The organism is Streptomyces sp. NPDC085946 (assembly GCF_044540485.1).
Taxonomy (GTDB): Bacteria; Actinomycetota; Actinomycetes; order Streptomycetales; family Streptomycetaceae; genus Streptomyces.
This window is the reverse complement of record NZ_JBITSF010000038.1, coordinates 16,236-36,701: the sequence shown is the minus strand read 5'-3', so window position 1 is coordinate 36,701 and position 20,466 is coordinate 16,236. Positions and strand designations below refer to the sequence as shown.

The 20,466-nt window shown below is 73.5% G+C and carries 17 protein-coding genes and 5 pseudogenes; 4 read left to right on the top strand and 18 right to left on the bottom strand.

Going from position 1 to position 20,466, the window contains the following annotated elements; translation table 11 throughout:
• Nucleotides 1-54: 54 nt before the first annotated feature.
• The 11 genes and pseudogenes from ACIF8T_RS37945 to ACIF8T_RS37895 form a co-directional block, all read right to left on the bottom strand.
• Nucleotides 55-639 carry a TetR/AcrR family transcriptional regulator gene (locus tag ACIF8T_RS37945; RefSeq protein WP_400041733.1) on the bottom strand — a complete coding sequence of 195 codons (585 nt, stop codon included), beginning with the start codon at nucleotides 637-639 and terminating at the stop codon, nucleotides 55-57.
• Between the two features lie 188 nt (nucleotides 640-827).
• Nucleotides 828-1,504 (bottom strand): annotated as a pseudogene (locus ACIF8T_RS37940) (alpha/beta hydrolase).
• A 471-nt stretch (nucleotides 1,505-1,975) separates the two neighbouring features.
• Nucleotides 1,976-2,095, bottom strand: coding sequence for a DUF6126 family protein (locus ACIF8T_RS37935; protein WP_400041731.1), 120 nt, complete (start codon nucleotides 2,093-2,095; stop codon nucleotides 1,976-1,978).
• Between the two features lie 11 nt (nucleotides 2,096-2,106).
• Nucleotides 2,107-2,718, bottom strand: a complete 612-nt coding sequence (locus ACIF8T_RS37930) for a helix-turn-helix domain-containing protein (RefSeq protein ID WP_400041729.1) — start codon at nucleotides 2,716-2,718, stop codon at nucleotides 2,107-2,109.
• Between the two features lie 773 nt (nucleotides 2,719-3,491).
• On the bottom strand, nucleotides 3,492-4,391 hold the full coding sequence (locus tag ACIF8T_RS37925) for a pectate lyase (protein WP_400041749.1): 900 nt from the start codon (nucleotides 4,389-4,391) through the stop codon (nucleotides 3,492-3,494).
• A pseudogene (locus ACIF8T_RS37920) lies at nucleotides 4,383-4,736 on the bottom strand (RICIN domain-containing protein); the annotation flags it as partial. The pseudogene ACIF8T_RS37920 and the gene ACIF8T_RS37925, both read right to left, overlap by 9 nt.
• A 301-nt stretch (nucleotides 4,737-5,037) precedes the next feature.
• Nucleotides 5,038-5,228 (bottom strand): annotated as a pseudogene (locus ACIF8T_RS37915) (AraC family transcriptional regulator); the annotation flags it as partial.
• Between the two features lie 800 nt (nucleotides 5,229-6,028).
• Entirely contained in the window at nucleotides 6,029-6,478 is a 450-nt protein-coding gene (locus ACIF8T_RS37910; protein ID WP_400041727.1) for a VOC family protein, read from the bottom strand.
• A gap of 311 nt (nucleotides 6,479-6,789) precedes the next feature.
• Nucleotides 6,790-7,017: pseudogene (locus ACIF8T_RS37905) on the bottom strand (aminoglycoside phosphotransferase family protein); the annotation flags it as partial.
• Nucleotides 7,018-7,413: 396 nt separating this feature from the next.
• On the bottom strand, nucleotides 7,414-8,082 hold the full coding sequence (locus tag ACIF8T_RS37900) for an NUDIX domain-containing protein (protein WP_400041725.1): 669 nt from the start codon (nucleotides 8,080-8,082) through the stop codon (nucleotides 7,414-7,416).
• Nucleotides 8,079-8,465: a DUF4406 domain-containing protein gene (locus ACIF8T_RS37895; RefSeq protein WP_400041724.1), complete on the bottom strand. Its 387-nt coding sequence runs from the start codon at nucleotides 8,463-8,465 to the stop codon at nucleotides 8,079-8,081. The genes ACIF8T_RS37900 and ACIF8T_RS37895 overlap by 4 nt, the downstream gene beginning before the upstream one ends.
• A 48-nt stretch (nucleotides 8,466-8,513) precedes the next feature.
• Between ACIF8T_RS37895 and ACIF8T_RS37890 the strand changes: the two genes are divergently transcribed.
• Nucleotides 8,514-9,272 carry a DeoR/GlpR family DNA-binding transcription regulator gene (locus tag ACIF8T_RS37890; protein WP_400041722.1) on the top strand — a complete coding sequence of 253 codons (759 nt, stop codon included), beginning with the start codon at nucleotides 8,514-8,516 and terminating at the stop codon, nucleotides 9,270-9,272.
• Nucleotides 9,273-9,552: 280 nt separating this feature from the next.
• On the opposite strand, the gene ACIF8T_RS37885 is transcribed toward ACIF8T_RS37890, so the two are convergent.
• The 3 genes from ACIF8T_RS37885 to ACIF8T_RS37875 all read right to left on the bottom strand — a co-directional run bounded on the left by ACIF8T_RS37885 (nucleotide 9,553) and on the right by ACIF8T_RS37875 (nucleotide 13,731).
• Entirely contained in the window at nucleotides 9,553-10,353 is an 801-nt protein-coding gene (locus ACIF8T_RS37885; protein ID WP_400041721.1) for a hypothetical protein, read from the bottom strand.
• Between the two features lie 622 nt (nucleotides 10,354-10,975).
• Nucleotides 10,976-13,144 carry an MMPL family transporter gene (locus ACIF8T_RS37880; protein WP_400041719.1) on the bottom strand — a complete coding sequence of 723 codons (2,169 nt, stop codon included), beginning with the start codon at nucleotides 13,142-13,144 and terminating at the stop codon, nucleotides 10,976-10,978.
• A 38-nt stretch (nucleotides 13,145-13,182) separates the two neighbouring features.
• The gene (locus ACIF8T_RS37875; protein WP_400041717.1) at nucleotides 13,183-13,731 is read right to left on the bottom strand and encodes a TetR/AcrR family transcriptional regulator; all 549 of its coding nucleotides are present in this window, start codon (nucleotides 13,729-13,731) and stop codon (nucleotides 13,183-13,185) included.
• 80 nt (nucleotides 13,732-13,811) lie between these two features.
• Between ACIF8T_RS37875 and ACIF8T_RS37870 the strand changes: the two genes are divergently transcribed.
• Together ACIF8T_RS37870 and ACIF8T_RS37865 are read left to right on the top strand one after the other, a co-directional pair.
• Nucleotides 13,812-14,156, top strand: a complete 345-nt coding sequence (locus tag ACIF8T_RS37870) for a hypothetical protein (protein WP_400041715.1) — start codon at nucleotides 13,812-13,814, stop codon at nucleotides 14,154-14,156.
• A 79-nt stretch (nucleotides 14,157-14,235) separates the two neighbouring features.
• Nucleotides 14,236-14,727, top strand: a pseudogene (locus tag ACIF8T_RS37865) (transposase); the annotation flags it as partial.
• A 15-nt stretch (nucleotides 14,728-14,742) separates the two neighbouring features.
• Here ACIF8T_RS37865 and ACIF8T_RS37860 read toward each other — a convergent pair.
• Together ACIF8T_RS37860 and ACIF8T_RS37855 are read right to left on the bottom strand one after the other, a co-directional pair.
• Nucleotides 14,743-15,333 carry an SMI1/KNR4 family protein gene (locus ACIF8T_RS37860; RefSeq protein ID WP_400041714.1) on the bottom strand — a complete coding sequence of 197 codons (591 nt, stop codon included), beginning with the start codon at nucleotides 15,331-15,333 and terminating at the stop codon, nucleotides 14,743-14,745.
• 343 nt (nucleotides 15,334-15,676) lie between these two features.
• Nucleotides 15,677-16,441 (bottom strand): SDR family oxidoreductase, encoded by a 765-nt coding sequence (locus ACIF8T_RS37855; RefSeq protein WP_400041712.1) that lies wholly within the window; start codon nucleotides 16,439-16,441, stop codon nucleotides 15,677-15,679.
• A 101-nt stretch (nucleotides 16,442-16,542) separates the two neighbouring features.
• Between ACIF8T_RS37855 and ACIF8T_RS37850 the strand changes: the two genes are divergently transcribed.
• Entirely contained in the window at nucleotides 16,543-17,418 is an 876-nt protein-coding gene (locus ACIF8T_RS37850; protein ID WP_400041711.1) for a helix-turn-helix transcriptional regulator, read from the top strand.
• Nucleotides 17,419-17,487: 69 nt separating this feature from the next.
• Here ACIF8T_RS37850 and ACIF8T_RS37845 read toward each other — a convergent pair whose 3' ends face one another.
• Both ACIF8T_RS37845 and lanL read right to left on the bottom strand, forming a co-directional pair.
• Nucleotides 17,488-17,604, bottom strand: a complete 117-nt coding sequence (locus ACIF8T_RS37845; protein ID WP_400041709.1) for an ALQxL family class IV lanthipeptide — start codon at nucleotides 17,602-17,604, stop codon at nucleotides 17,488-17,490.
• 75 nt (nucleotides 17,605-17,679) lie between these two features.
• Complete coding sequence (gene lanL, locus ACIF8T_RS37840; protein WP_400041707.1) at nucleotides 17,680-20,451, bottom strand: class IV lanthionine synthetase LanL; 2,772 nt, start codon at nucleotides 20,449-20,451, stop codon at nucleotides 17,680-17,682.
• Nucleotides 20,452-20,466: the final 15 nt, after the last annotated feature.

Below are 20,466 nucleotides of genomic sequence, written 5' to 3'. Positions count from 1 at the left end.
TTAGGGCGGCGAAAACGGCCGCCTCCCGGCGGCCGGACGTCCGCGTACCGGCTCTCAGTCCAGCAGGGCGAGCGCCTGCTCGGCGGCCTCCCGCACCCGTGCCGGGTCGGTGGAGGCCTTGCCCACCACCCGCAGGCCCTGCATCAGCACCAGCAGCATCCGGGCCAGCGCCCGCGGATCGCGCCCCTCGGGAAGCTCGCCCTGCGCCTGGGCGCGCAGCAGCGCCGAGTGCAGCAAGGTCTCCAGGTGCTCCCAGCTCAACTCCACGCGCCGGGCCGCCGCGCTGTCGTGCGGTGCCAGTTCGGCCGCCGTGTTGGTCACGAAACACCCGGCCGACCGGCGGGCCTCGTCCGCGGCCTCGCCCGCGAACCGCCGGACGACCGCCCGCACCGCCGGCAACGCCGGTCCGGGCTGCGACAGTTCGCGAAGGAGCAGGGGGTTGTGGGACTCGCCGTACCGGTCGAGCGCCTTGAGGTACAGGTCGCGCTTGTTGCCGAAGGTGGCGTAGATGCTCGCGCGCCCGATGCCGAGGTGGTCGACGAGGTCCGCCATGGACGTCGCCTCGTACCCCCGCCGCCAGAACAGTTCGAGGGCCGACTGCAGCACGGCGTCCGGATCGAATTCCTTGCTCCTGGCCATACGGCGACCCTAGGCGATTCAAGAACGATCGGTCAACTACGAATGGTCGCGTACGAGCGGTCGGCTCCGGGTGTGCCGAGCGAGCGGTGCAGCTGGATCGGTCGGGTCACCGGCGGGGGCCGTCCGCCGCGTGGGCGGGCAGGGTCGGCGAGGTCGTCGAGGAGGACCGGCCGGCGGACGGCCCGGCCTCACTTCAGGTGCCGGTCCAAGAACCGGCACCCGTCCTCCAGCTCGAACCACGGGGTGCCGGTGTGTCCTCCCGGATCGGCGTGCAGGGTCTTCTCCTCGCTGCCGAAGGCGTCGAACAGGTCCAGGGCCCGCTGCCGGGGATTGCCCTCGTCGTCCCACCGCAGCAGGAACAGCAGCGGAACGGTGACCCGCCGGGCCTTTTCGCGCCGGGCGCGGGGCACGTACCCCCGGCGAAGAAACCGGCGGCCGCGATGCGCGGCTCGGCCACCGCCAGCCGAACGCCGAGGGCGGTTCATCCTCCGGAGCACCCGACCGGGCCGCCGGTCTCGGGCAGTTCAAGGAGGGCGTCCAGAGTGGTCTGCCCTTCCGGGGCCGCGTTGTCGACCAGCGGGCCGATGAGGGACTCGAGGATCCCGTCGTCCGGTTCGCCGGCCCGCATCGCCCGCCGGAGGTCGGCGCGGGCCTGTTCGTCGGCGGAAAGGGAGCGGCCGCCGCACCCTACGGCGTCGATGCCGGCCACCGCGTAGCCGCGTGCCGCGGTGTACCGGGTCCGGGCCACCAGCCGGGGCTCCGCCTTGGGGCACTCCCGGACGACCTGTCGCCCGACCATGATCCCGGAGGGGAGCACCCATGTCGATCCTGCGTTCACGGGCACCACCTCCCTGTTCTCTCGCACGGCCTCCGGGAGGCTGGCAAGGGCCGCCGTGGTCCCCCCAACGGGTTTTCGCGGAAGTCTCCGTAGCCCCGGATGCCGCCTCACCGCGGAGGGCACGCTCCGGGCCCCGCCTTCGGCGCCGCCTGCGCCCCCCATCGCACCAACGCCCGCGCGAGCGGCGCCCGGAGCGGGCCGGGCCGCGCGACCCGGCCCTGCGGCCCTCGCTCCCTGGACATGGCCGGCCGCACCCCCACCACCGCCGGTCTCACCGCTGCCGCCTCGGGCACCGCGCTCACCTCCGCCGCACCCAGGATCGCGAGAAAAGACAGGGCGGCGGGACGATCTGGTCCTTCCTGGGCCGGGCGGCCGACGCCTGCCGGCGGTGCGCACGTCATGGCCGGTGGCTGTCCGGCGTCGGCGGCGGGCATCCGCTGGAGTCCCCTCGATTCCGGGACGTCGGGGTCTGTGCAGCGGCGGTGGCGGGTGCCTGCTCTATTTGGCGCCCATCTCGAAAAGCAGCCAGATGAAGGCGGCGAAGAGGTGGCCGACAACGAGGTAGATGACGAGACGCACCCACAGGGAGCGCGGGAACTTCTCTTCGAAGCTGGACATGGCAGGTCTCCTTAGACGACGCGTTCGGCTGCCGAGCCGAGGCACGGGGCCGCGCCGGGGTTTTGCAGCAAGGTGTGGACGAAAAGCAGGTCGACCCCGTCGGGGTCGTCCGCGACGAGGCGGTGGGGGGTCAGCGAGTCGAAGTGGGCACTGTCGCCCGCCGGCAGGGGGTGCACGGCGTCTGCGAGGTGAAGTCGCAGCTGTCCTCTGAGGACGTACAGCCATTCCTCGCCCGGATGCGAGCGCACGATGTCGCTCTGGGCTCCGTACGGGACGTGGACCCGCAGCGCCTGCAGACTCCGGCCGGGAGCGCCGGCCTGCCGGTAGGTCCAGCCGCCCGACCGGGTCGGCTGCATCTCGGCGGAACTCATCACGGCGTCCCGGCCGACGGCTCGTTCGAGCAGCAGGTCGGAGACGGTGGTCCCGTAGACACGGGCCAGTGCGAGCAGGGTCGGCAGTGAGGGCTGCCGTTGCCCGGTTTCCATGCGGGACAGGTGCGCGGGCGACAGACCGGCGGAGCGAGCCGCGGCTTCCAGGGTGAGGGAGGCGCGGCGTCGCAGTGCGCGAAGGTGCGGTGCGACCACCGGCAGGCCGTCAGCCCTGCCCGGCTCATAAGGGCTCATGTGTCCATTAAGGCGAACCCTTACCTCAAAGACAAACTTTTTGCCACAGAGGCAAGGAGTCGGGCTTTACCCCTTTTCGTACAACCGCGACCGCCGGGCGCGTGTTCCTCGCCGGAGCGCGGCCGTGTCCGGCAGGGGCGGCTGTACGCGGCCTCGGGCCCTCGGCGCCCCGTTCGGAGTGCGCTGCCGTGCAGGGCATCGACGTTCGTGCGGTCGAGCTCGTGCCGGATCAGCCTACTGAAGCGGAGGTGGCCGCGTTCCCTCACCACGGTGCCGTGCCGCTTCGCCTCGTTCTTGCTCCGCGTCGTACCGGTGCGGTGCAGCGGACGCCGAGCGGGCGCCGGCCCCAGTGCCCTCCGAAGCCGACGCCCGGCGTCACTCCACCGCGCCCGCGTCGTCGTGCCGACTGAGCAGTCAGTCAGTCGTCAGAGGCCCACCCACAGGTTTCAGTCGCCGTAACTGCGGCTCCACACGTAGCTGTAGCCGGTCGAGCCGTCCGCGTACCCCTGACGGGTGTGGATGCTGCCGGCACAGCCCCGCACCGGTCCTACGGCGCACCGGCAAGCCGATGCCCTCCGAGCAGAAGACGGTCCCCGCCGCGCATCTGGGCGCCTGCCCGAGTCGAAGCCCTGGCCGCCGCGCAGGCGGCCGTCGGCAGGCCGGACGGGCCGGGCCTGTCGGTGGCGTACTCGCTGCTGCGGGCGCACGGGGGACGGTCGGGCCGGCGAGCGAGCCGGGGGTGACGGTGTTCACCGCCCGGCTCCCGCCCGGGGTCAGGAGTAGGTGACGTCCGAGGCGGTGTAGCGGCAGGAGGTGCCGTCGGGGCCGCTGCCCAGCGAGGTGGGCTCGGCGCCGGTGTCGTTGCCCTTGAAGCGCTCGCAGATCTTGATCTTCTTGCCGCTGTCGCCGACGATCTGCAGACCCGAGATGGTCGCGGTGTCGCCGTAGTTGGTGTTGATGCCGGCGAGCACCTTGCCGGGAGCGGTCACCTTGACGTTGCTGATGACCACGGCGCGCTTGTACTGGGTGGAGCAGTTGCCGCAGGAGCGGTAGAGCTTGCCGAAGTCGGAGACCTGGAAGTCCTTGATGGTCAGCGTGCCCGCGCCGTTGTGCTGGAAGACCTTGTCGTCCGCGCCCTTGGCTCCGCCGCCGCTGACGAGGTACGTCGCGGAGGCCGACTTGCCCTTGAAGCTGGCGGCGTCCTCGCCGACGTTCTCCCACCACACGTTCTGCAGGGTGCAGCTGCCCAGGCAGTGCACGCCGTCGGCGGCCGGGGTGCCCAGCACCACGTTCTTCAGCACGGCGCCGTCGGCCAGCGTGAACAGCGGGTCCTGGCCCTCGCCCTGGTCGTCGCTGCCGAGCGCGCCGGAGCCGTAGAAGCGCTTCAGGGAGCCGTCGTAGGTGCCGGAGACCTCGATGGTGGAGGTCACGGCCTGCTGGCCGGACGGGGTCGGCCAGGCGCCGAGCGCGGAGGTCGCCGACGCGGTGGGCGTGGCGGGCCCGGTCGCGGTCGCCGAGGGGACGGCCGAGGTGGCGGACGCCGAGGGGGCGGACGCCGACGGCGAGGCGGGCCGGGAGGTCGCCGAGAGGGTCGGCGTCGTCGGTGCGGCGGAGGCGGCGGCGAGCGTCCAGGTCTTGGTGGCGGCCTTGTCGCAGGAGTTCTGCTGGGCCAGGCCGCCCTTGAGGTTGAGGCACTTGTCGCTGTGCGCGTTGACCAACTGGTGGGCCTCCCCGACCGCGGCCGGCTTCCACACCTGGGAAGCGCCGCCGTCACAGGTCTGGTGCTCGACGGCCTTGCCCGCGGAAGCCGAGCCGTCCTTCACGCCGAGGCACAGCGCGCCGTTGGTGACGGTGAAGCCGCCGGCGGACTCGGCCAGCTTCCATACCTGGCCGGCCGATCCGTCGCACGTGGTGGCGCCCGGCTGGGTGCCGCCGACCGGGGCCGTCAGACAGGTGCCGTCGGCCCCGTTGACGAGCCGGTAGGTCCCCGCGCCCGGACCGGACGCGGAGGCCGACATCAGTACGCCGGTGACGACCGCGCCGCCGGTCAGCGCCGTGGCCAGCACGGCGACCATGACGGTCCTACGACCTGCGGTGCTCCTGCGCCGCGACCGGCGCGGGGCTGCGTTCTCGCTCACGTGATCTCTCTCGTTCGACACGTTCCGAACCCCCGTTGCGCCCCTTGGTCGCCGCCGGGCGCGGGGAGGTTGCCGTGTCCCTCGAAAAAAGATCAAGAGTTTTTCCCGCGTCCGTCAGTCCCTCCCGCGAGGGGAAGGGGAGCGCGTCGCACGATCCTCCTCCGTGGTGCAGCCCCGCTCGGGGCAGGACGTCCGCAGGGGTACGTCCGGTGCTCCGCAGGCGGGCCGCGGCCCGGCTCGGGAGCACGCCGAACTGGCGGTGGTACTCGCGGCTGAACTGCGAGGGTTGTCGTAGCCGGCGCGGTGGCCGACTCCGGTGACGTCGCCCGGGTGGGTGGCGGGCAGCGGACGGGCCTCCTGGAGCCGGATCTGTCCTGGGCGGGCGGGAGAAGCGGACGGCGGTGACCTGGCGGCGGCCGGCGGTCGCGTGCGGTCCGGGAGGGCCGCCGCAGGCGACGTCAGCGGCGGCGAGCGCGAGGTCCGGGCCGCCGTCCATGGCGACGACGTGCCCGGTCTCCTCGAAGCGGGGCTCGAAGCCGACCTCCTTGCGGGCGGGGCGGACCGGGGTCACCTTGCCGTGGCGGACCACGCCGTCGACGCCGGTCTCCGGCCTCCGGTCCCTGAGCGAACTGCTCGACCAGGATGTCGCGCTCGTGTGCCGGAAGGCAGGGAGCCGACTCGCCGCTCGCGCCCGTGAACGCGACGGCCTCCGCCAGGCCGGCGGGCGAGCCGGCCCGTGTCACGCCGAGGCTACCGGCCAGGGCCTGTGGCTCGAGGACGACCGGAGAGCCGATGTCCCGGCCACAGCGAAGGCCTCTTCTCGCGGCCGGAGACGAGCACCGAGCGCGCCGGTGCCCGGCCCGCGTGAAGAGTTACGCGGGTGCGGTGCTTGTCCCGGCAGCGCTCGGCGCACCGCCGGTCCCCTCCGGCCAGTCCGAGCAAGGCGGCCACCCGGGCGGTCTGCTCCCTCCAGGCCTCGTCCCGGCAGATGACGCCGTCCGGCTTCCGTCCGTCGGCCACGGCCCGGGCGACCCGCACGAGGCCGTCGCCGCCGGCGGAACCGGCCGCACCGGTGTGGCCGACCGTGTACGCCGGTCCCGACCGGTGGCAACCCCTGCCGTTCTGACGGGAAAGGGCCGCTCACCACCTCGTACGTACGGTGCGCCCGCGGGCTACTCGTTCCGCTCCGCGACGAAGATGCAGAACGGGTGACCCTCGGGATCCCGGTAGACACGGAAGCGCTCTCGGTCGTCGGGGTCCGGCCGGTCCCGGTTGCTGAGCAGGCTGCCGCCGAGGGCGAGCACGCGCTCGTGCTGGTTCCGCAGCTCCTCCAGTGAGGTGACGCTCAGGTCGAGGTGCATCTGCTGGGGCACCGGGCCGTCGGGCCAGTCCGGTTCGCGCAGGTGCGTCACCTGCTGGACGGCGAGCTGCGGACCGCCGTCGGGGTCGCGCAGTACGAGCCAGTCCCTGCCGCGCTCGTCCGGCTGTCCGGCCGGGGGCGGCTCGTCCCCCTCGGCGTAGTCGAGTCCCAGCAGGGACCGGTAGAACTCGGCGAGCTTGCGGGCGTCGGTGCTGTCGAGCACGGTCTGCACCAGCCGGATGCGGCTTGCGTCGTCGGTCATGGCCTCCAGGTGCCCGGCACGACCACGCCCGAACGACTCACCAGGAGGAACGAACGGCCCGACCTCCCGCCTCGCGGATCCTCGGGCGCGGCATCCGGCCCGCGTGGGCCGGCAGGCCCATCCGGCGATCCACACCCGGCCGACGACGCGCCTCTGCCTCGCGTGCCTCGCGCCACCAGCGGATCAGAGGAAGGGGTCCGCGCTCCGCAGCCCGGCCGGACAGGCGGTCGCGGTCTTCTCCGGGTCACCGAGGACGGATGCGGCACCGCGAACGCCCCCGTGAGGTCGTCCTCGACCGTCCGGGCCGGTCGGTTCAGCAGGGCAGCCGTGAACGTCTCGCGGTGGTCCACCAGCCAGGTCCGCATACGGTCCCGGCGTTCCCGTCCACCGCGCTCGGCCGGCGCCCGGAGATAGCCGGTGTCACCGTCGGCCACCCGGGCGGCGACGAAGGCCCGGCAGACCTCCGCGGCCTGCTCGATGACGCCGGGCAACTCGGCGCGGTCCCCCGGCGAGAGGCCGTAAGGGATGCCACCGTCCGCGGCCTGGGCCGTTCGCGGCGCTCCGGCCGTGGCACCCTCGGCGGAGAACGGGGCGCGGCCCCGGCGGACGGCCTCGACGCCGGGCCGCTGGGCAAGCCGGGCGGCCGGACTCGTTGCGTCCTGGTCCGGAGCGGATCGACCGGGCGACGGGGTTCGACGCCCATCGGGGCGGTGCCGCAGGAGCGGCCCTCGCGGGTGGCGTACTCGTCGACGCCGGCTGCCGCGGAGGCCGAACGCAGGGGTGCGGCGCGCCGGCCGCCCCCGCGGGTCGGGCCGCGAGACGCGCGGCCGTCACTCACACCGACGGGCAGCGGGGGTTCGCCCCTTCGGGGAACGCCCGGGCCGCCCCGGGAAGTGAACCCTTCGCGTCCCCGGACGTGTCCGGGAGAGCCGGTTTCACCGGTGCTGCCGGGCGAAGGGCCCGTCCAGGGCCGCCCATTGCAGGAGCAGGACGGTCTTGCCGTCGGTAATGCGTCCGTCGCGGGTCATGGCGAGGACCTCGGTGAAAGGCAGTTCGAGGACCTCGATGTCCTCGCCGTCCTCCTCCAGTCCGCCGCCGGTGCCGGTCCGGTCGGCCGGGGTGTAGGGGGCGGCGAAGAAGTGGAGGCGTTCGGTGACCGAGCCGGGGCTCATGTAGGCGTCGAGGACGGGGGTGAGCGGGCCGAGGGTGACGCCGAGTTCTTCGGCGCTCTCCCGTCGGATCGCGGTGTGCGGGTCGTCCGCGTCGAGCAGTCCTGCCGCGGCCTCGATGAGCATGCCGTCGGGGTGGTCGTTCACGTAGGCCGGGTAGCGGAACTGCCGGGTGAGCAGAACGCAGCCGCGTGCGGTGTCGTAGGGCAGGACGACGGCGCCGTTGCCGCGGTCGTAGGTCTCGCGCTGCTGGGTCTCCCACCGTCCGTCGCGTCGGCGGTAGTCGAAGGTGGTGCGGCGCAGGACGTGCCAGCCCCGGGAGGTGAGTTCGACGTCGCGGACCACGACGTCGGGGTTGCGGTCGAGGTCGCGTCCGGCCCGGTCGAGGCCGGTGCGTCCGCGGTGGTCGGGCGTGTCGATGCCCGGGCGGCTCATCGCGCGGTCTCCTGCGGGGTGCGGCGGGGGATCTCGGTCACGTCGTGGTAGACGGGCAGGCCGCGGCGGCGGGCGGTGGCGACGTCCTGGTCGGCGCCGGCGGACTCGCCGGGCAGGCGCAGCACGGCGTCGCAGTGGGTGAGCAGGCGGTCGGCGGCCGGGTAGAGCACCCGGTCGGCGAGGGGGTCGGTGGGGCCCGCGCCCGCGGACCGGAGGACGGGCAGCGCGATCCATTCGCCGATCACGGGGAGATGGCCGGCCGCGAAGACCGGCCAGGCCGCGGCTTCGAGGCGGGCGAGGTTGGCGGCCATGGCCTGCGGGTCGCCGCCGGTGCCGGAGCGGTAGGGGCCTGCGATCAGGATCAGCAGGGGCTTGTCGGTCATGGCCGCTAAGATACATGCAGAAACAGGAAAGAACAGGAAGGAACGTGAATGCTGGCCGCTGAACGACGCGAGCACCTGCTCGATCTGCTCGCCCGTACCGGAAAGATCGTGGCCAAGGACGTCGCCGCCGAGCTGGGGATCTCCGAGGACAGCGTGCGGCGCGACCTGCGCGAGCTCGCCGCCGAAGGGCTGTGCCAGCGGGTGTACGGCGGAGCGCTGCCCGCGTCCCCCGCGGTGGCGGACTACGACGCGCGGCAGGAGGTGGCCCCGGACGGCAAGCGGAAGGTCGCCTCGGTGGCCGCCGGCCTGGTGCGGCCGGGGGGCTCGCTGATTCTCGACGGCGGCACCACCGCCCTCGCCGTCGCGCGCGCTCTCCCGAAGGACCTCGACTGCACAGTGATCACGCACAGCCCGACGATCGCCGCGGCCCTGCTCGGCCATCCGCGGGCGGAGCTCTTCCTGCTCGGGGGGCGGGTCTTCAAGCACTCGGCGGTCACCTGCGGCGCCGCCGCGGTCGAGGCCGCGCAGAACGTCTCCGCCGACCTCTGCCTGCTCGGCGTCACCGGTGTGCACCCCGAGGCGGGACTGACCACGGGGGACGCCGAGGAGGCGGCGATGAAGCGCGCCCTGTCCGCGCGGGCCGCGGACACCTACGTCCTCGCCTCCTCCGAGAAGATCGGCACGGCCTCGCAGTACCGCGTCCTGCCGTGGGAGAAGGTCAGCGGACTGATCACCGACGCCGATCCCCGCGACACGGTCGTCGAGCAGGTCGCGGCGCTCGGCGTGGAGGTCCTGGCGGCCGGCTGAGCCGCGGGCCGGACACGGCGCAGGACCGGCCGGCGCCCTGCGCCGAGGCACGGCCCCGTCACCGGAAACGGAAGCGCCGTACCGGGATCCGGCCGCGCCCCGGACCGGACGCGAAGACCCGTGCCTTCCGGGCCGGCTGCTCCGCCGGGCCGTCCGGTCCGGTGGTTCGTTCCGACAGTTCGGGAGGCGCACGCACAGGATCGCGGAGGGCCGTCCGGTCCCGGCGCGACGCCGTCCTGCGATGCGCCCGCTCCTGGCCGGGGAAGGGAACGGCTCGTCGTCAGTGCGCCCAGGGCAGACGGACCGCCTCGATCTCGGGGTCGTCCAGCAACGCGTCGATGAGGGCCGGCGGTCCGGCGACCTTGGTGGCCCACAGGTCGTAGTCGGTGCACAAGACCCATGAGCGGTCATCGGCCCAGAGGTTGGACGGGCTGAAGTCGGCCTCGGACCGGTCGTAGAGGACCTCGGCGTCGCCGAGGCGACCCGCGCGCACGTGGAGGTGGTCGAAGTCGACGGCTCCGAGCACCAGCGGGTTGTAGTAGGCCAGGCAGCGGGTGTCCGGACCCGCGGGACCGTACCGGGTGAGGACGGCGATCAGCCGGTTCCAGGTCTCGCGGTCCAGGCTCCCCTCGGTCGGCGGGAGCATGCCCAGCGGCCAGCTGCCCTCCTTCTTGACCGAGGGGAAGCAGCGGCAGGAGGGCATCCGGCCGTCGGGCACGGCCGGGTCGCCGGTTCGCCGGGCGAGCTCGGCCCAGCGCAGCCGCCGCCAACCGGGGCCCGGGTGCCGGGCGCGGCCCAGCCCTCCTCCCGTGGCGACGCCCACGGCATCGAGGTCGATGCCCGCGACGGTGCGGGGCAGGGTGCTCCCCTCCGCCGGACATGCCTGGTGGTACTCGTGGAACGACATGTCGGTCGGCCCCCGCTCGTGCTCGTACATGGCGTTGAGCACCCACACCGCGTCGGGCATCGCCGGAGGCATGAACCCGGTCATGCCGTCGCCGCACAGCTCCCGCAACCAGTCGGTGGCACTGGGCGGCACGAGCGGCCACAGACCGGACATCGAGTTCGACTCCTCGGACACGCGCTCATGATCCCAGGTGCGCAACCCGCCCCTTCCCTGGAGGCCGGCATCACGGCGCCCGCGCCTGGGGGGTGTTCCCACCGCACCAGCCGCGGCACGAGGCTGCTCGGAGCGTCGTAGTGGGCGACCGGCCGGTGCGGGGTGGTGGGGCGGAGGGCGGTGCGGGCCCGCCGCCGGGATCGGCCGGGGCTGCCGGCGGCGGCGCCTTCACCGGGCGGTCGGGGTGGGACGGACGAGACCGCCGGCCCGGTCGAGCCGGCCCGGCGCGGGCGAGGCGCAGCGTCGGCGGTCGGCGTCCTGCCGGCCGGTATCGCGGCGGAGGCCGTTCGCCCTCCCCCGCCGGTCGGCGTGGGGCCGTACTCGGTGCTCGCGGGGTGCCTCGGCCCTCCGGGGGGTCGTACCCGTGCGCGACGGCGTGGGCGTGGGACGCGTCGAGGACCGTGCCGGGGCGGCGCTCCGGCCCGTGGCCCGGCAGCGGGGGCCGGCCGGGGCCCGCGGGACCGCATGCCGCGCCCCGGGCGGTACGCCTCCGAACCCCGGTCCGGGCCGGTCCCGGGGCGTGCGGACGGGACCGTGGTGCAGGTCCCGTCCGCCGGGTGATCCGGTCCGGCCGGTGTGCGGGTCAGGCCGAGACGAGGGTTTCGTCGCGTGCTTCCCCGGCCAGCTGCCGGTTCAGTTTCTCGCCCTCGATGTCGAGGTCGGGCAGGGCCTTGTCGACGGCCTTGGGCAGCCACCACGCGGCACGGCCGAGCAGCGACATCACCGCCGGGACCAGCGTCATGCGGACGACGAAGGCGTCGATGACCACGCCGACGGCGAGGGCGAACCCGATGGATTTGATGATCGGGTCGTCCATCAGGACGAAGCCCGCGAACACGGACGTCATGATGAGCGCGGCGGCCGTGACGACGCGGGCGTTGTGCCCCATGCCGCTGACCGTGGCCGCCTGCGGGTCGGCGCCGTGGACGAAGTCCTCGCGCATGCGGGAGACGAGGAAGACCTCGTAGTCCATGGCGAGGCCGAACAGGATGCCGATGAGCAGGATCGGCAGGAAGCTCACCAGCGGGCCGGGGGTGTCGACGCCCACCAGGCCGGCGAGGTGGCCCTCCTGGAAGATGGCGACGGTGATGCCGAAGGTCGCGCCCACGGTGAGCAGGAAGCCCAGGGCTGCCTTCAGCGGTACCAGGACCGACCGGAAGACCAGCATGAGCAGCAGGATGGACAGGCCCACCACCAGGAGCAGATACACCGGCAGGGCGTCGGCGAGCTTCTCCGAGACGTCGATGCCCAGGGCGGTCGCGCCGGTGAGGGCGATGTCGGCGCCCTCGATGTCCGCGACCCGGTCGCGGATGTCGTGGACGGCGTCCTCGGTGGCGACGGCGGTCGGGCCGGCCTCGGGGATGACGGTCAGCAGGGCGGTGGTGCCCTGCTCGTTCAGCTGCGGCGGGGCCACGGTCAGGATGCCGTCGGTGTCCTTGATGAGGGCGGTGGCCTTCTCGGCGGCCGCCCGGGTGGACGGTGCGTCCTCGCCGTTGACGACGGCGATGAGACGGCCGTTGAAGCCCTCGCCGAAGCCCTCGGAGGTCAGGTCGTACGCCTGGCGGGCGGGGGATCCCTCGGCGGCGGTGCCCGCGTCCGGCAGGGCTATGCGCATGTCCTGGGCCGGGAGGGCGAGCGCGCCCAGTCCGAGGACGCCGACGACCAGGAGCGGGACGCGCAGCTTGGTGACGAGCCGGCCCCAGGTGAAGCCGAAGCCCTCGGCGCCGGTGCGGTCCTCGGCGGCGTGCCCGTCCGCGTGACGCTGCTTGCGCGGCAGGATCTTCTTGCCCGCGAAGGAGAGGAAGGCCGGCAGCAGGGTGAGGGCGACCAGTACGGCGACGGCGACGGTGCCCGCCGCGGCCAGGCCCATCACGCTCAGGAAGGGGACGCCGACGACGGAGAGACCGGCCAGGGCGATGACGACGGTGGCACCGGCGAAGACGACGGCGGAGCCGGCGGTGCCGGTCGCGCGGCCGGCGGCCTCCTCGGGCCGGAGGCCCTCGGTGAGGTACTGGCGGTAGCGGGAGGTGATGAAGAGCGAGTAGTCGATGCCGACCGCCAGGCCCAGCATCAGCGCCAGGATGGGGGCGGTGGAGGTCAGTTCGATGACACTGGTCAGGGAGAAGAGACCGGCCATGCCGACCGCGACGCCGACCAGCGCGTTCAGCAGGGTCATGCCGGCGGCGACCAGCGAGCCGAAGGTGACGACCAGGACGACCGCGGCGACCAGGACGCCGAGGGCCTCGGTGGAGCCGACCTCCACCTCACCGCCCATGACCTCGCCGCCGTGTTCGACCCGCAGGCCCTCGACGTCGGCGCCGACGGCCTCGTAGGCCGACTTCTGCGCGTCGGTGACCTCGTCGGCGGCCTTGTCGAACTGCACCTGGATCAGGGCGTAGCGGCCGTCCTGGGAGACGGCGCCGGTCCGGAACGGGTCCATGGCGGCGGTGACGCCGTCGAGCTCGGAGGCCTCCTTCACCACGGGCGCCACCACGGCCGGGCGCAGCTTCTCGCCCTCGGGCGCGGCGACGACGATGGTGCCGGTGGCTCCGCCGGCCTGCGGGAACTGCCGGTCGAGGTCGTCCAGCGCCCGCTGGGACTCGGTGCCCGGCATGGAGAACTTGTCGCTGGTCGGGCTCATCAGGGTGGCGGCTCCGACACCCAGCAGGGTCAGCAGGAGCAGCCAGACCGCGGCTATTCGGCCTCTTCTGCGGAAGGAGAACCGCCCGAGCCGGTACAGCAAGGTCGCCATGGAGGAGGGGTCTTTCCGTTAGGGGGTCAACTGGGGGATCAACTGGGGGTGTGGTCAAGGGCCCGCAGCGCACTGCGGATCATTTCGGCGCGCAGCACCTCGTCCGGCGCCACCTCGTCCTCGGAGGCACCGGTGATGAAGACGGCGCCCAGCACCATCCACGCCGCCACCCGGGCCGGTGCCTGCCGCGAGCGGCCGGCCAGCGCGTCCAGCAGCCCGTCCGCCAGCTCCATGACGTCGAGGTCCTGGTGGCAGGACATCTCGGCGATGTCCTCGAAGAGGAGCCGGATCTCGCGGCGGAACCGCAGCGTCAGGTCGACGTATCCGACGACGGTCTCCTCCACCAGCCGGCCGCCCTCCAGCCCGGCCACGCGGTCGAGCAGCGTGGCGAGGGCGTCCCGGGCCGGGGTGAGCAGCTCGGTGAGGATCTTTTCCTTGCCTGCGAAGTGGTAGAGGAGCGACGCCTTCGAGCAGCCCGCGTCGGAGGCGATGTCCTGCAACGAGGTGCCGCGGAAGCCGTGCACGGCGAACAGCCGCAGTGCCGACTCCAGGATCTGACCGCGCATGGCGGAGGCGGAGCGTGCCATGCCCCCACCATAACTGTCCGATCGGTCAGAACTGACCGATCGGACAGTGTGTCGTTGTGGCCTGCATCACTCCCCCGGGCTTGCAGGGGCGCACGCGGCCGCTCCGCCGGCTCGCGCACGAAAGGCGCCGGCCCTCGGGGAGCGTCGGTCCTCGGGGAGCGCGGCGCCGCGGGCCATCTCGCCGCGTCGGCAACCCGCGGGCCGGCGTCGACGCCGTCCCGCAGTTCTTCGCCCGCGCCCAGCACATAGGCGTCGGCCTGCTGCGCGACCCGGACGACACCAAGGGCGGGCGGCTTCCGTGCCACCTCGTCGGCTACCGGCTCATCGGCCTGTCCACCGCCCGGGCCTCCGGCCTCGCCGTCGCTGCCCTGCTCCCCCTGCGCCGCTGCCACCGCGGGCGGCGCACCCTCGTGCGCCGCCCGTGACCGCCGTGGACGGCCCGGTCGTGTCCGGTGCCTCCCGCGCGCGGTGCGCCCCGTCCCGGGGCTCGTCCCACCCTCGCCTCTCGCCGCCGCGAAGAGGCCGTCGGCGGTGAAGGGGACGGTGTCGGTGGACTCCACGGTCGTCCGGGCGCACCAGCACGCCGCCGGAGCACTCAAAAGGGGGTGACCTACTCCGGCGAGCCCGCCGATCACGCGCTCGGACGCTCCCGCCGCGGGCTGAGGCACCAAGGTCCACCTGGCCGCAGACGGCCGCGCACGGCTGCTCGCCTTCACCGTCACTGCTGGCCAGGCAGGTGATGCACCCGCCTTTGAGACGGTGATGTCGCGCATCCGCGTGCCGCCCGACCAAGTCGGCCACCGCCTGCGGCGAGGCCGATCGGCCGGCCGGCCGCCCCGCTTCGACAGCGAGGCATACAAACAACGCGGCACCGTGGAGCGCTGCGTCAACCGCCTCAAGCAACGGCGCGGCCTGGCCACACGAACCGACAAGCTCGCGATCACCTACCCGGCCGCACTCCGCCTCGCAGGCATGCTCATCTGGAGCCGACGCTGACCAGACAGACAGAACTCAACGGTGAACAACAGGATTCGGTGGAACTGACGGTCCCCAGCCAGGCGGCAAAAGAGCCCAGGAACCGTGGTTCAACCACTCCCCGAATCGAACGGGCCGGGCGCCGCCGACGTGGTCCATGGACAGGGGGACGATCAGGTCACAGGTAGCCCGTCCGTCCCACCAAACCGTGCCTGCCAGAGAGCCGGTCAGAACCAACAAGGTGGAGAAGCCGCAGCCGTGCTCCTGGATGACGACCGCACCGGCCGTCTTCAGGTCCTCGAACCTGTCGGCCTCGTCGTCCCAGGCACGCCGGGCCTCCCGGTACGCGGCGTCGTCCTCGAACGCCTCAGGCTGTGGCTCACGCGCCATCAGTTCGTCGTCGGCCCCGGCGTAGGAGTCGGGATGCGGAAAGGGGGTAGCCAGCAGCTCGCGTCGCCCCTCATCGTTCCCGGCCCACCACCACCCGCGCCCGGTCCGCTCAAGCCGGAAGAGTTCCCCGCCTGCGCTCACCTCGCGCAGATACACCCGGTACTCCTCGGGAGAGGAAACACCGAGTTCCCGTTCGGCCTCGACGATCTCGGCTTCGGTGAGGGGCGACTCTGTCATGGGACGAGCCTAAGGGTGTCGCGCAGCCCATCGGCCCGCTCACACGGACGTCAGCGCCAAGGCGGAGTCAGACTGATCCAAGAGACAGGCTCCAGCCGTGGGAGCCCCGGGGCGGGACGGCGGCGGTCCGCCGGAAGAGGGCCGGGCGAACAGTGACCCGCAGTCCGAGCTCCAGCCGGGCTCCCGTACCCGGGCCGGGACGTCCGGCTCCGGCCGTGTGCTGTTGACGTACGGCGCGCCCTCCGGGGCCGCCCTGCCGACGCCCGGCAGCGCGGGCTTGTCGTCGGCGGCAGCGGCCGGCGGCCGGCGGCCGGGGGGATCTCGGAGGGCAGGCTCCGCCGGATTACTTCCCGTGCGGGTCGGAGGCGTTGAGCGTCGCGACGACCCGGTCGTAGTCGCCGCGGGCCTCGCCGTAGCGCAGGAACTTCACCCGCTCGACCTGGATCTCCTTCGCGTCGGGCTGCGCCTCCAGCAGAGCGACGGTCTCGGCCACGAACTCCTCCAGCGGCATGGCGAGTTCATTGTCCTCGTGCCCGGGCAGGAGGGCGGTGCGCACGGCCGGCGGCACGAGTTCCACGACCTTCACCGAGGTGCCGGCGAACTGCAGCCGGACGGACTCGCTGAGCATGTGGATCGCCGCCTTCGACGCGTTGTAGCTCGGGGTGGCCTTCAGCGGCGCGAACGCGAGGCCCGAGGAGACGGTCATGATCGTGGCGTCCGGCTGCGCCAGCAGGTGCTCCACGAACGCGGCGATGAGCCGGATCGGGCCGAGCACGTTCGTCGTCACCGTGGACTCCGCGGAGGCGAGGAACGAGGCGGGATCGCGCCAGTCCTCGACGTTCATCACGCCGGCCATCGTGACGAGGACGTTGAGGGCGGGGTGGTTCGCCAGGACCTCCTTCGCGGCGGAGGCGATGCTCGCGGCGTCCGTGGTGTCGATCCGCACCGTGCCGATGCCGGGGTGCTCGGCCGCGATCCGTTCCAGCAGCTCGGTCCGCCGGCCGCCGACGATGACGGTGTTGCCCCTGGTGTGCAGTTCGAGGGCGAGGGCGAGACCGATGCCGCTGGTGGCGCCGGGGATGAAGACGGTGTTTCCGGTGATGTCCATGCTTCGACTGTCACCGGTTCCGTGCCGCGGGTGCAGAGACCGGTTGTCGGGGGATCGGCGATCCCTGGCTCGCCCGCCGTGACCGGGCGACAATCGATCTCATGGACCGTGCAGCACTGGCCGACTTCCTGCGCCGCCGCCGCGAGGCGCTCCAGCCCGAGGACGTCGGGCTGCCCTCCGGCGCGCGCCGCAGGGCCCCGGGCCTGCGACGCGAGGAGGTCGCCTCCCTCGCCGTGATGTCGACCGACTACTACACGCGGCTGGAGCAGCGACGCGGCCCGCAGCCGAGCGAGCACATGCTCGCGTCGCTCGCCCGGGCGCTGCGGCTGACCGGCGACGAGCGCACCTACCTGTACCGGGTCGCCGGGCACAACGCCCCGGTGCCGCTGTCGTCGTCGGCGCACGTCGCTCCCGCGCTGCTCCGCGTGCTGGACCGCCTCGACGACACTCCGGCGTGCATCCTGTCCGACCTCGGGGAGACCCTCGTGCAGAACAGGATGGCCGCCGCCCTGCTCGGCGACGCATCGGGTCACACGGGTCTCGCCCGCAGCGCGGTCTACCGCTGGTTCACCGATCCCGTGGAGCGATCGCGCTACCCCGAGGCCGACCGCGACCGCCACAGCCGCGCCCAGGTCGCGAGCCTGCGCGCCGCCCACGGGCTGCGGGGCCCACGGTCCCGGGCCGGCGAGCTCGTGCGCACCCTGCAGAAGACCAGCGGGGAGTTCGCCGAGCTGTGGGAGCGGCACGAGGTGGCACAACGCTTCGAGGACCACAAGACGCTCATCCATCCCGAACTCGGCGCGCTCGAACTGGACTGCCAGGCCCTGTTCACCGAGGACCAGTCCCAGACCCTCCTCGTGCTGACCGCTCCGCCGCGGACCGAGAGCCACGAGAAGCTGCAACTGCTCGCCGTGCTCGGGCTGGACCGCTTCGCCGAGGGGGAGCACCGGGACGCGCATCGAGGCGTGGGCGACTGATCCGGGCGGGGACGGCGCACTCCGGTCCGCCCGCCGGGTGCGGCGGACGGACCGGAGTCGCCGGGCATCTCAGACGGTGTTGAGGTCACACGTCGTCGTCACCGTGCACGGGAACAGGCCGAGGTCGGCTTCCTCCTCCTCAAGCAGCTGCAGGGCGTCCACGCCGGACTCGAGTTCGGTCTCCATGATGTTCACCTCCCTCCTCCGGTAGGGCGGGTGCGGATGGCCGTGCCGTCGCGGGCGGCCCGCGGCGGCACGGGGTCAGGGGGCGGCCGCCGGGAGGTGACCGGTCAGCGAGCCGGGCTGCCACAGGCGCGGCCCGCCGTGTCGGAGGCGGAGGTGGAAGGCGAGGACGCCGCTGAGTCCGGTGGCGTAGTCGGCGACCACGGCCGTGCCGGTCTCGTCCGGGGCGAGGCGCCGTCCGTCGCGCAGGGCGTGCCGGTGGTGGATGCAGGCGGCCAGCCGGCCGGCCGCGTCGCGGTAGTGGTCCTCGCCGGTGGCCTCGGCGAGGTCGAGGAGGAAGTCCCCGTCGCCGGCCAGGCCGTGGCACTGGGCGGGCGAGGCGTGCCGCCGTGCCCGGAACACCGCTTCCGCCGCCTGGACCGCCAGGTCCAGGTACCGCTGTCCGCCTCGGGTCTGCCAGTACCGCAGGAGGAAGGTGCCGACCCCCGAGGAGCCGCTGCACCAGTGGGTCTTGTACCGCCGGCCGGTGTCGGCCGTCGGCCAGTGGGCGGCGCCGTCGTCGACCTGGGCCACGTCCGCCAGGGTCCGGGCCGCGGCGTCGGCCTGTTCGGCGTACCCGCCGTCCCCGGTGGCGCGTGCCGCCGCCAGCAGGAACGCGCCCACGCCGGCCACTCCGTGGGCGAAGCCGTAGTGGCTCACGCCGGCGAGGGCCGACGGGTGGCCGGCCGGGACGGGCCAGCGGATGCCGTCGTCGCGGTGTTCGGCTCCGGCGGTGACCGCGTCGGCCGCCTGGCGGGCCCGGTCCAGGAAGGCGGCCTCGCCGGTGGCCTCCCAGAACCTCAGCTGGGTCAGTCCGGCCCCGGAGGTGCCGTGGCAGACGTCGGGGTTGGGGCAGGACGTCGGGACGCGGAAGGCCAGGTCGCGGGCCAGCCGGCCCAACTCCGGGGCGTCCAGGGCCCGTCCGGCGTCCAGCAGTGCCCATGCGGTGCCGGACCGTCCGAAGTGCAGACCGGGCAGCGAGCGCGGTTCACGCGTCACGTGCCCGCCGATCCACCCCGCGGCCGCGGCCACCGCCTGCCGCAGCGCCGGGTCCGGCTCCGCCTCGTACGCGCGCACGAGGACCCCCAGGATTCCGGCCGCTCCGTGCTGCACCGCGAACGGGTCGGTGGTGGCGCCGAACTTTCCGGAGGGCCAGAGCCGGTCCGTGTTCCGCGGGTCCATCGTCGCGAGGAGGTGCTCGACGGCGTCGGTGATGAGGGGTTTCAGGTCCGGTCCGGTCAGCACGGCCTCGGTGTGGCCGGCCGCTCGCGGGGCTCGCCGTCCGTGAGCCGGGTGCGGCCGCGGGGGTTCGGCGAGGCGGGCCGAGACCTCCTCCAGCGGGGGCCTCCGCGCGGGGTCCTCGCGCAACAGCTCCGGGATCAGCTCCCCGAACTGGCCGGCCGCCGGGTTCCCGACGGCGAGCCGCTCCAGCCACGCCCCGATCCGGTCCTCCGTCGTGCGGACCGGCGGGTCGTCGGCGGGCAGGAGCGGGTCCAGGCCGGTGGCCAGGTGGAAGAGGGTGGCGCCCAGACCGTGGAGGTCGGCCGGCGGACCCGGTGCGGGTCCGTGGGCGGGGGCGTCGCGCTGTTCGGGTGCGGCGTACCCGGGGGTGCCGGCGCGGCCGACGTGCTCGCCCGGCCGCGCCACCAGCTCCAGGTCGATCAGCCGGACGGAGCCGTCCGGGGTGACCATCACGTTGCTGGGGTTGAAGTCCCGCAGCACCAGGCCCCAGGCGTGCGCCGCCGCCATGAGCGCGGCCAGCCCGCGTGCCAGTCGCCGGGCATCCTGCGGGGCGGGGCCCCATGTGCCGCCGTGCAGGGTGATGTTCTGGAGCACCCACCGGCGCAGGGAGACACCGGGTACGGCTTCCTGGACCAGGAACAGGTCCCCTTGCTGCTCGAACAGCCCCAGGGGGCGGGCGCTCAGCCCGGTCGGCTCCAGCAGTTCCAGCATCCGGGCCTCGTGCCGCCGCAGGTCGCGGACGTCGCTCCCGGTCAGTTCGGCACCGGTGTGCGGCCGGGCCTGCTTGACGACGACGTCGGTGCCGGTGCGGCGGTCGGTGCCGCGGTACACCCCGCCGTGGAACGAGTGCCGGATGACCTCCCGGACCAGGTACCGCCCGTCGAGGAGGACGGGGCCGGGGCGCGGAGCGGGTGCGGGGGTGTCCGGGGCTGAGGGCGCCTCCGGGCCGGCGGACCGGAAGGGATCGCGCGGCGCCCACGGCGGTGGGCTGAACCAGGCCTTGCGGTGGTCCGGTGCGAGGGACCCGTCCGGAGCGATCAGAAGAGTCTCGTAGGTGCCGTCGTTCCCCAGCACGGGTACGCCGCCGAAGGCTCCGTAGCGGTAGTGGACGAGGCTGTCGGGGCGGTACCGCCGGTCCGAAAGGATGCCGGGTCCGGGGAGGCCCCGGGTGGCCCGGTGCAGTGCTTCGGCGAGTTCGCGGAGCCGGTCGTCGTCGCACTCGGGGTAGACGGTGAGGAACTTGCCGCCGCTGCCGCGGTCGGCGTGCCGGGAGACCAGTTCGCGCACCCCATCCACGGTCGCGGCGAACTTGAAGGCGAAGCGGTCGGGGATCAGGACGTCGGCGGCACGGGCCAGGACGTACGGTGCGGACAGCGGTGTGGCGGAGAGGTGCAGCTTCCACCCCTGGGGGCGCAGCGGACGGTCCGCGGGGCTCACCCGGCACCAGAACCCGCCGCCGGTGCTCACCCGCCAGCGGGTCCCGTCGGCGTGGTGGTCGAGTCGTGCCCGCACGATGTCGGTCAGCAGCCGGTCGGGGCCGGTCCCGCCGGAACGGTCCGAGGAGTCCATCGGGTTCCCCCTCAC

Bases quoted from the DNA above. Each gene is read 5' to 3' on its own strand.
- ACIF8T_RS37945 (WP_400041733.1), bottom strand. From the start codon at position 639: ATGGCCAGGAGCAAGGAATTCGATCCGGACGCCGTGCTGCAGTCGGCC.
- ACIF8T_RS37935 (WP_400041731.1), bottom strand. From the start codon at position 2,095: ATGTCCAGCTTCGAAGAGAAGTTCCCGCGCTCCCTGTGGGTGCGTCTC.
- ACIF8T_RS37930 (WP_400041729.1), bottom strand. From the start codon at position 2,718: ATGAGCCCTTATGAGCCGGGCAGGGCTGACGGCCTGCCGGTGGTCGCA.
- ACIF8T_RS37910 (WP_400041727.1), bottom strand. From the start codon at position 6,478: ATGACCGACGACGCAAGCCGCATCCGGCTGGTGCAGACCGTGCTCGAC.
- ACIF8T_RS37900 (WP_400041725.1), bottom strand. From the start codon at position 8,082: ATGAGCCGCCCGGGCATCGACACGCCCGACCACCGCGGACGCACCGGC.
- ACIF8T_RS37895 (WP_400041724.1), bottom strand. From the start codon at position 8,465: ATGACCGACAAGCCCCTGCTGATCCTGATCGCAGGCCCCTACCGCTCC.
- ACIF8T_RS37890 (WP_400041722.1), top strand. From the start codon at position 8,514: ATGCTGGCCGCTGAACGACGCGAGCACCTGCTCGATCTGCTCGCCCGT.
- ACIF8T_RS37880 (WP_400041719.1), bottom strand. From the start codon at position 13,144: ATGGCGACCTTGCTGTACCGGCTCGGGCGGTTCTCCTTCCGCAGAAGA.
- ACIF8T_RS37875 (WP_400041717.1), bottom strand. From the start codon at position 13,731: ATGGCACGCTCCGCCTCCGCCATGCGCGGTCAGATCCTGGAGTCGGCA.
- ACIF8T_RS37860 (WP_400041714.1), bottom strand. From the start codon at position 15,333: ATGACAGAGTCGCCCCTCACCGAAGCCGAGATCGTCGAGGCCGAACGG.
- ACIF8T_RS37855 (WP_400041712.1), bottom strand. From the start codon at position 16,441: ATGGACATCACCGGAAACACCGTCTTCATCCCCGGCGCCACCAGCGGC.
- ACIF8T_RS37850 (WP_400041711.1), top strand. From the start codon at position 16,543: ATGGACCGTGCAGCACTGGCCGACTTCCTGCGCCGCCGCCGCGAGGCG.
- ACIF8T_RS37845 (WP_400041709.1), bottom strand. From the start codon at position 17,604: ATGGAGACCGAACTCGAGTCCGGCGTGGACGCCCTGCAGCTGCTTGAG.
- lanL (WP_400041707.1), bottom strand. From the start codon at position 20,451: ATGGACTCCTCGGACCGTTCCGGCGGGACCGGCCCCGACCGGCTGCTG.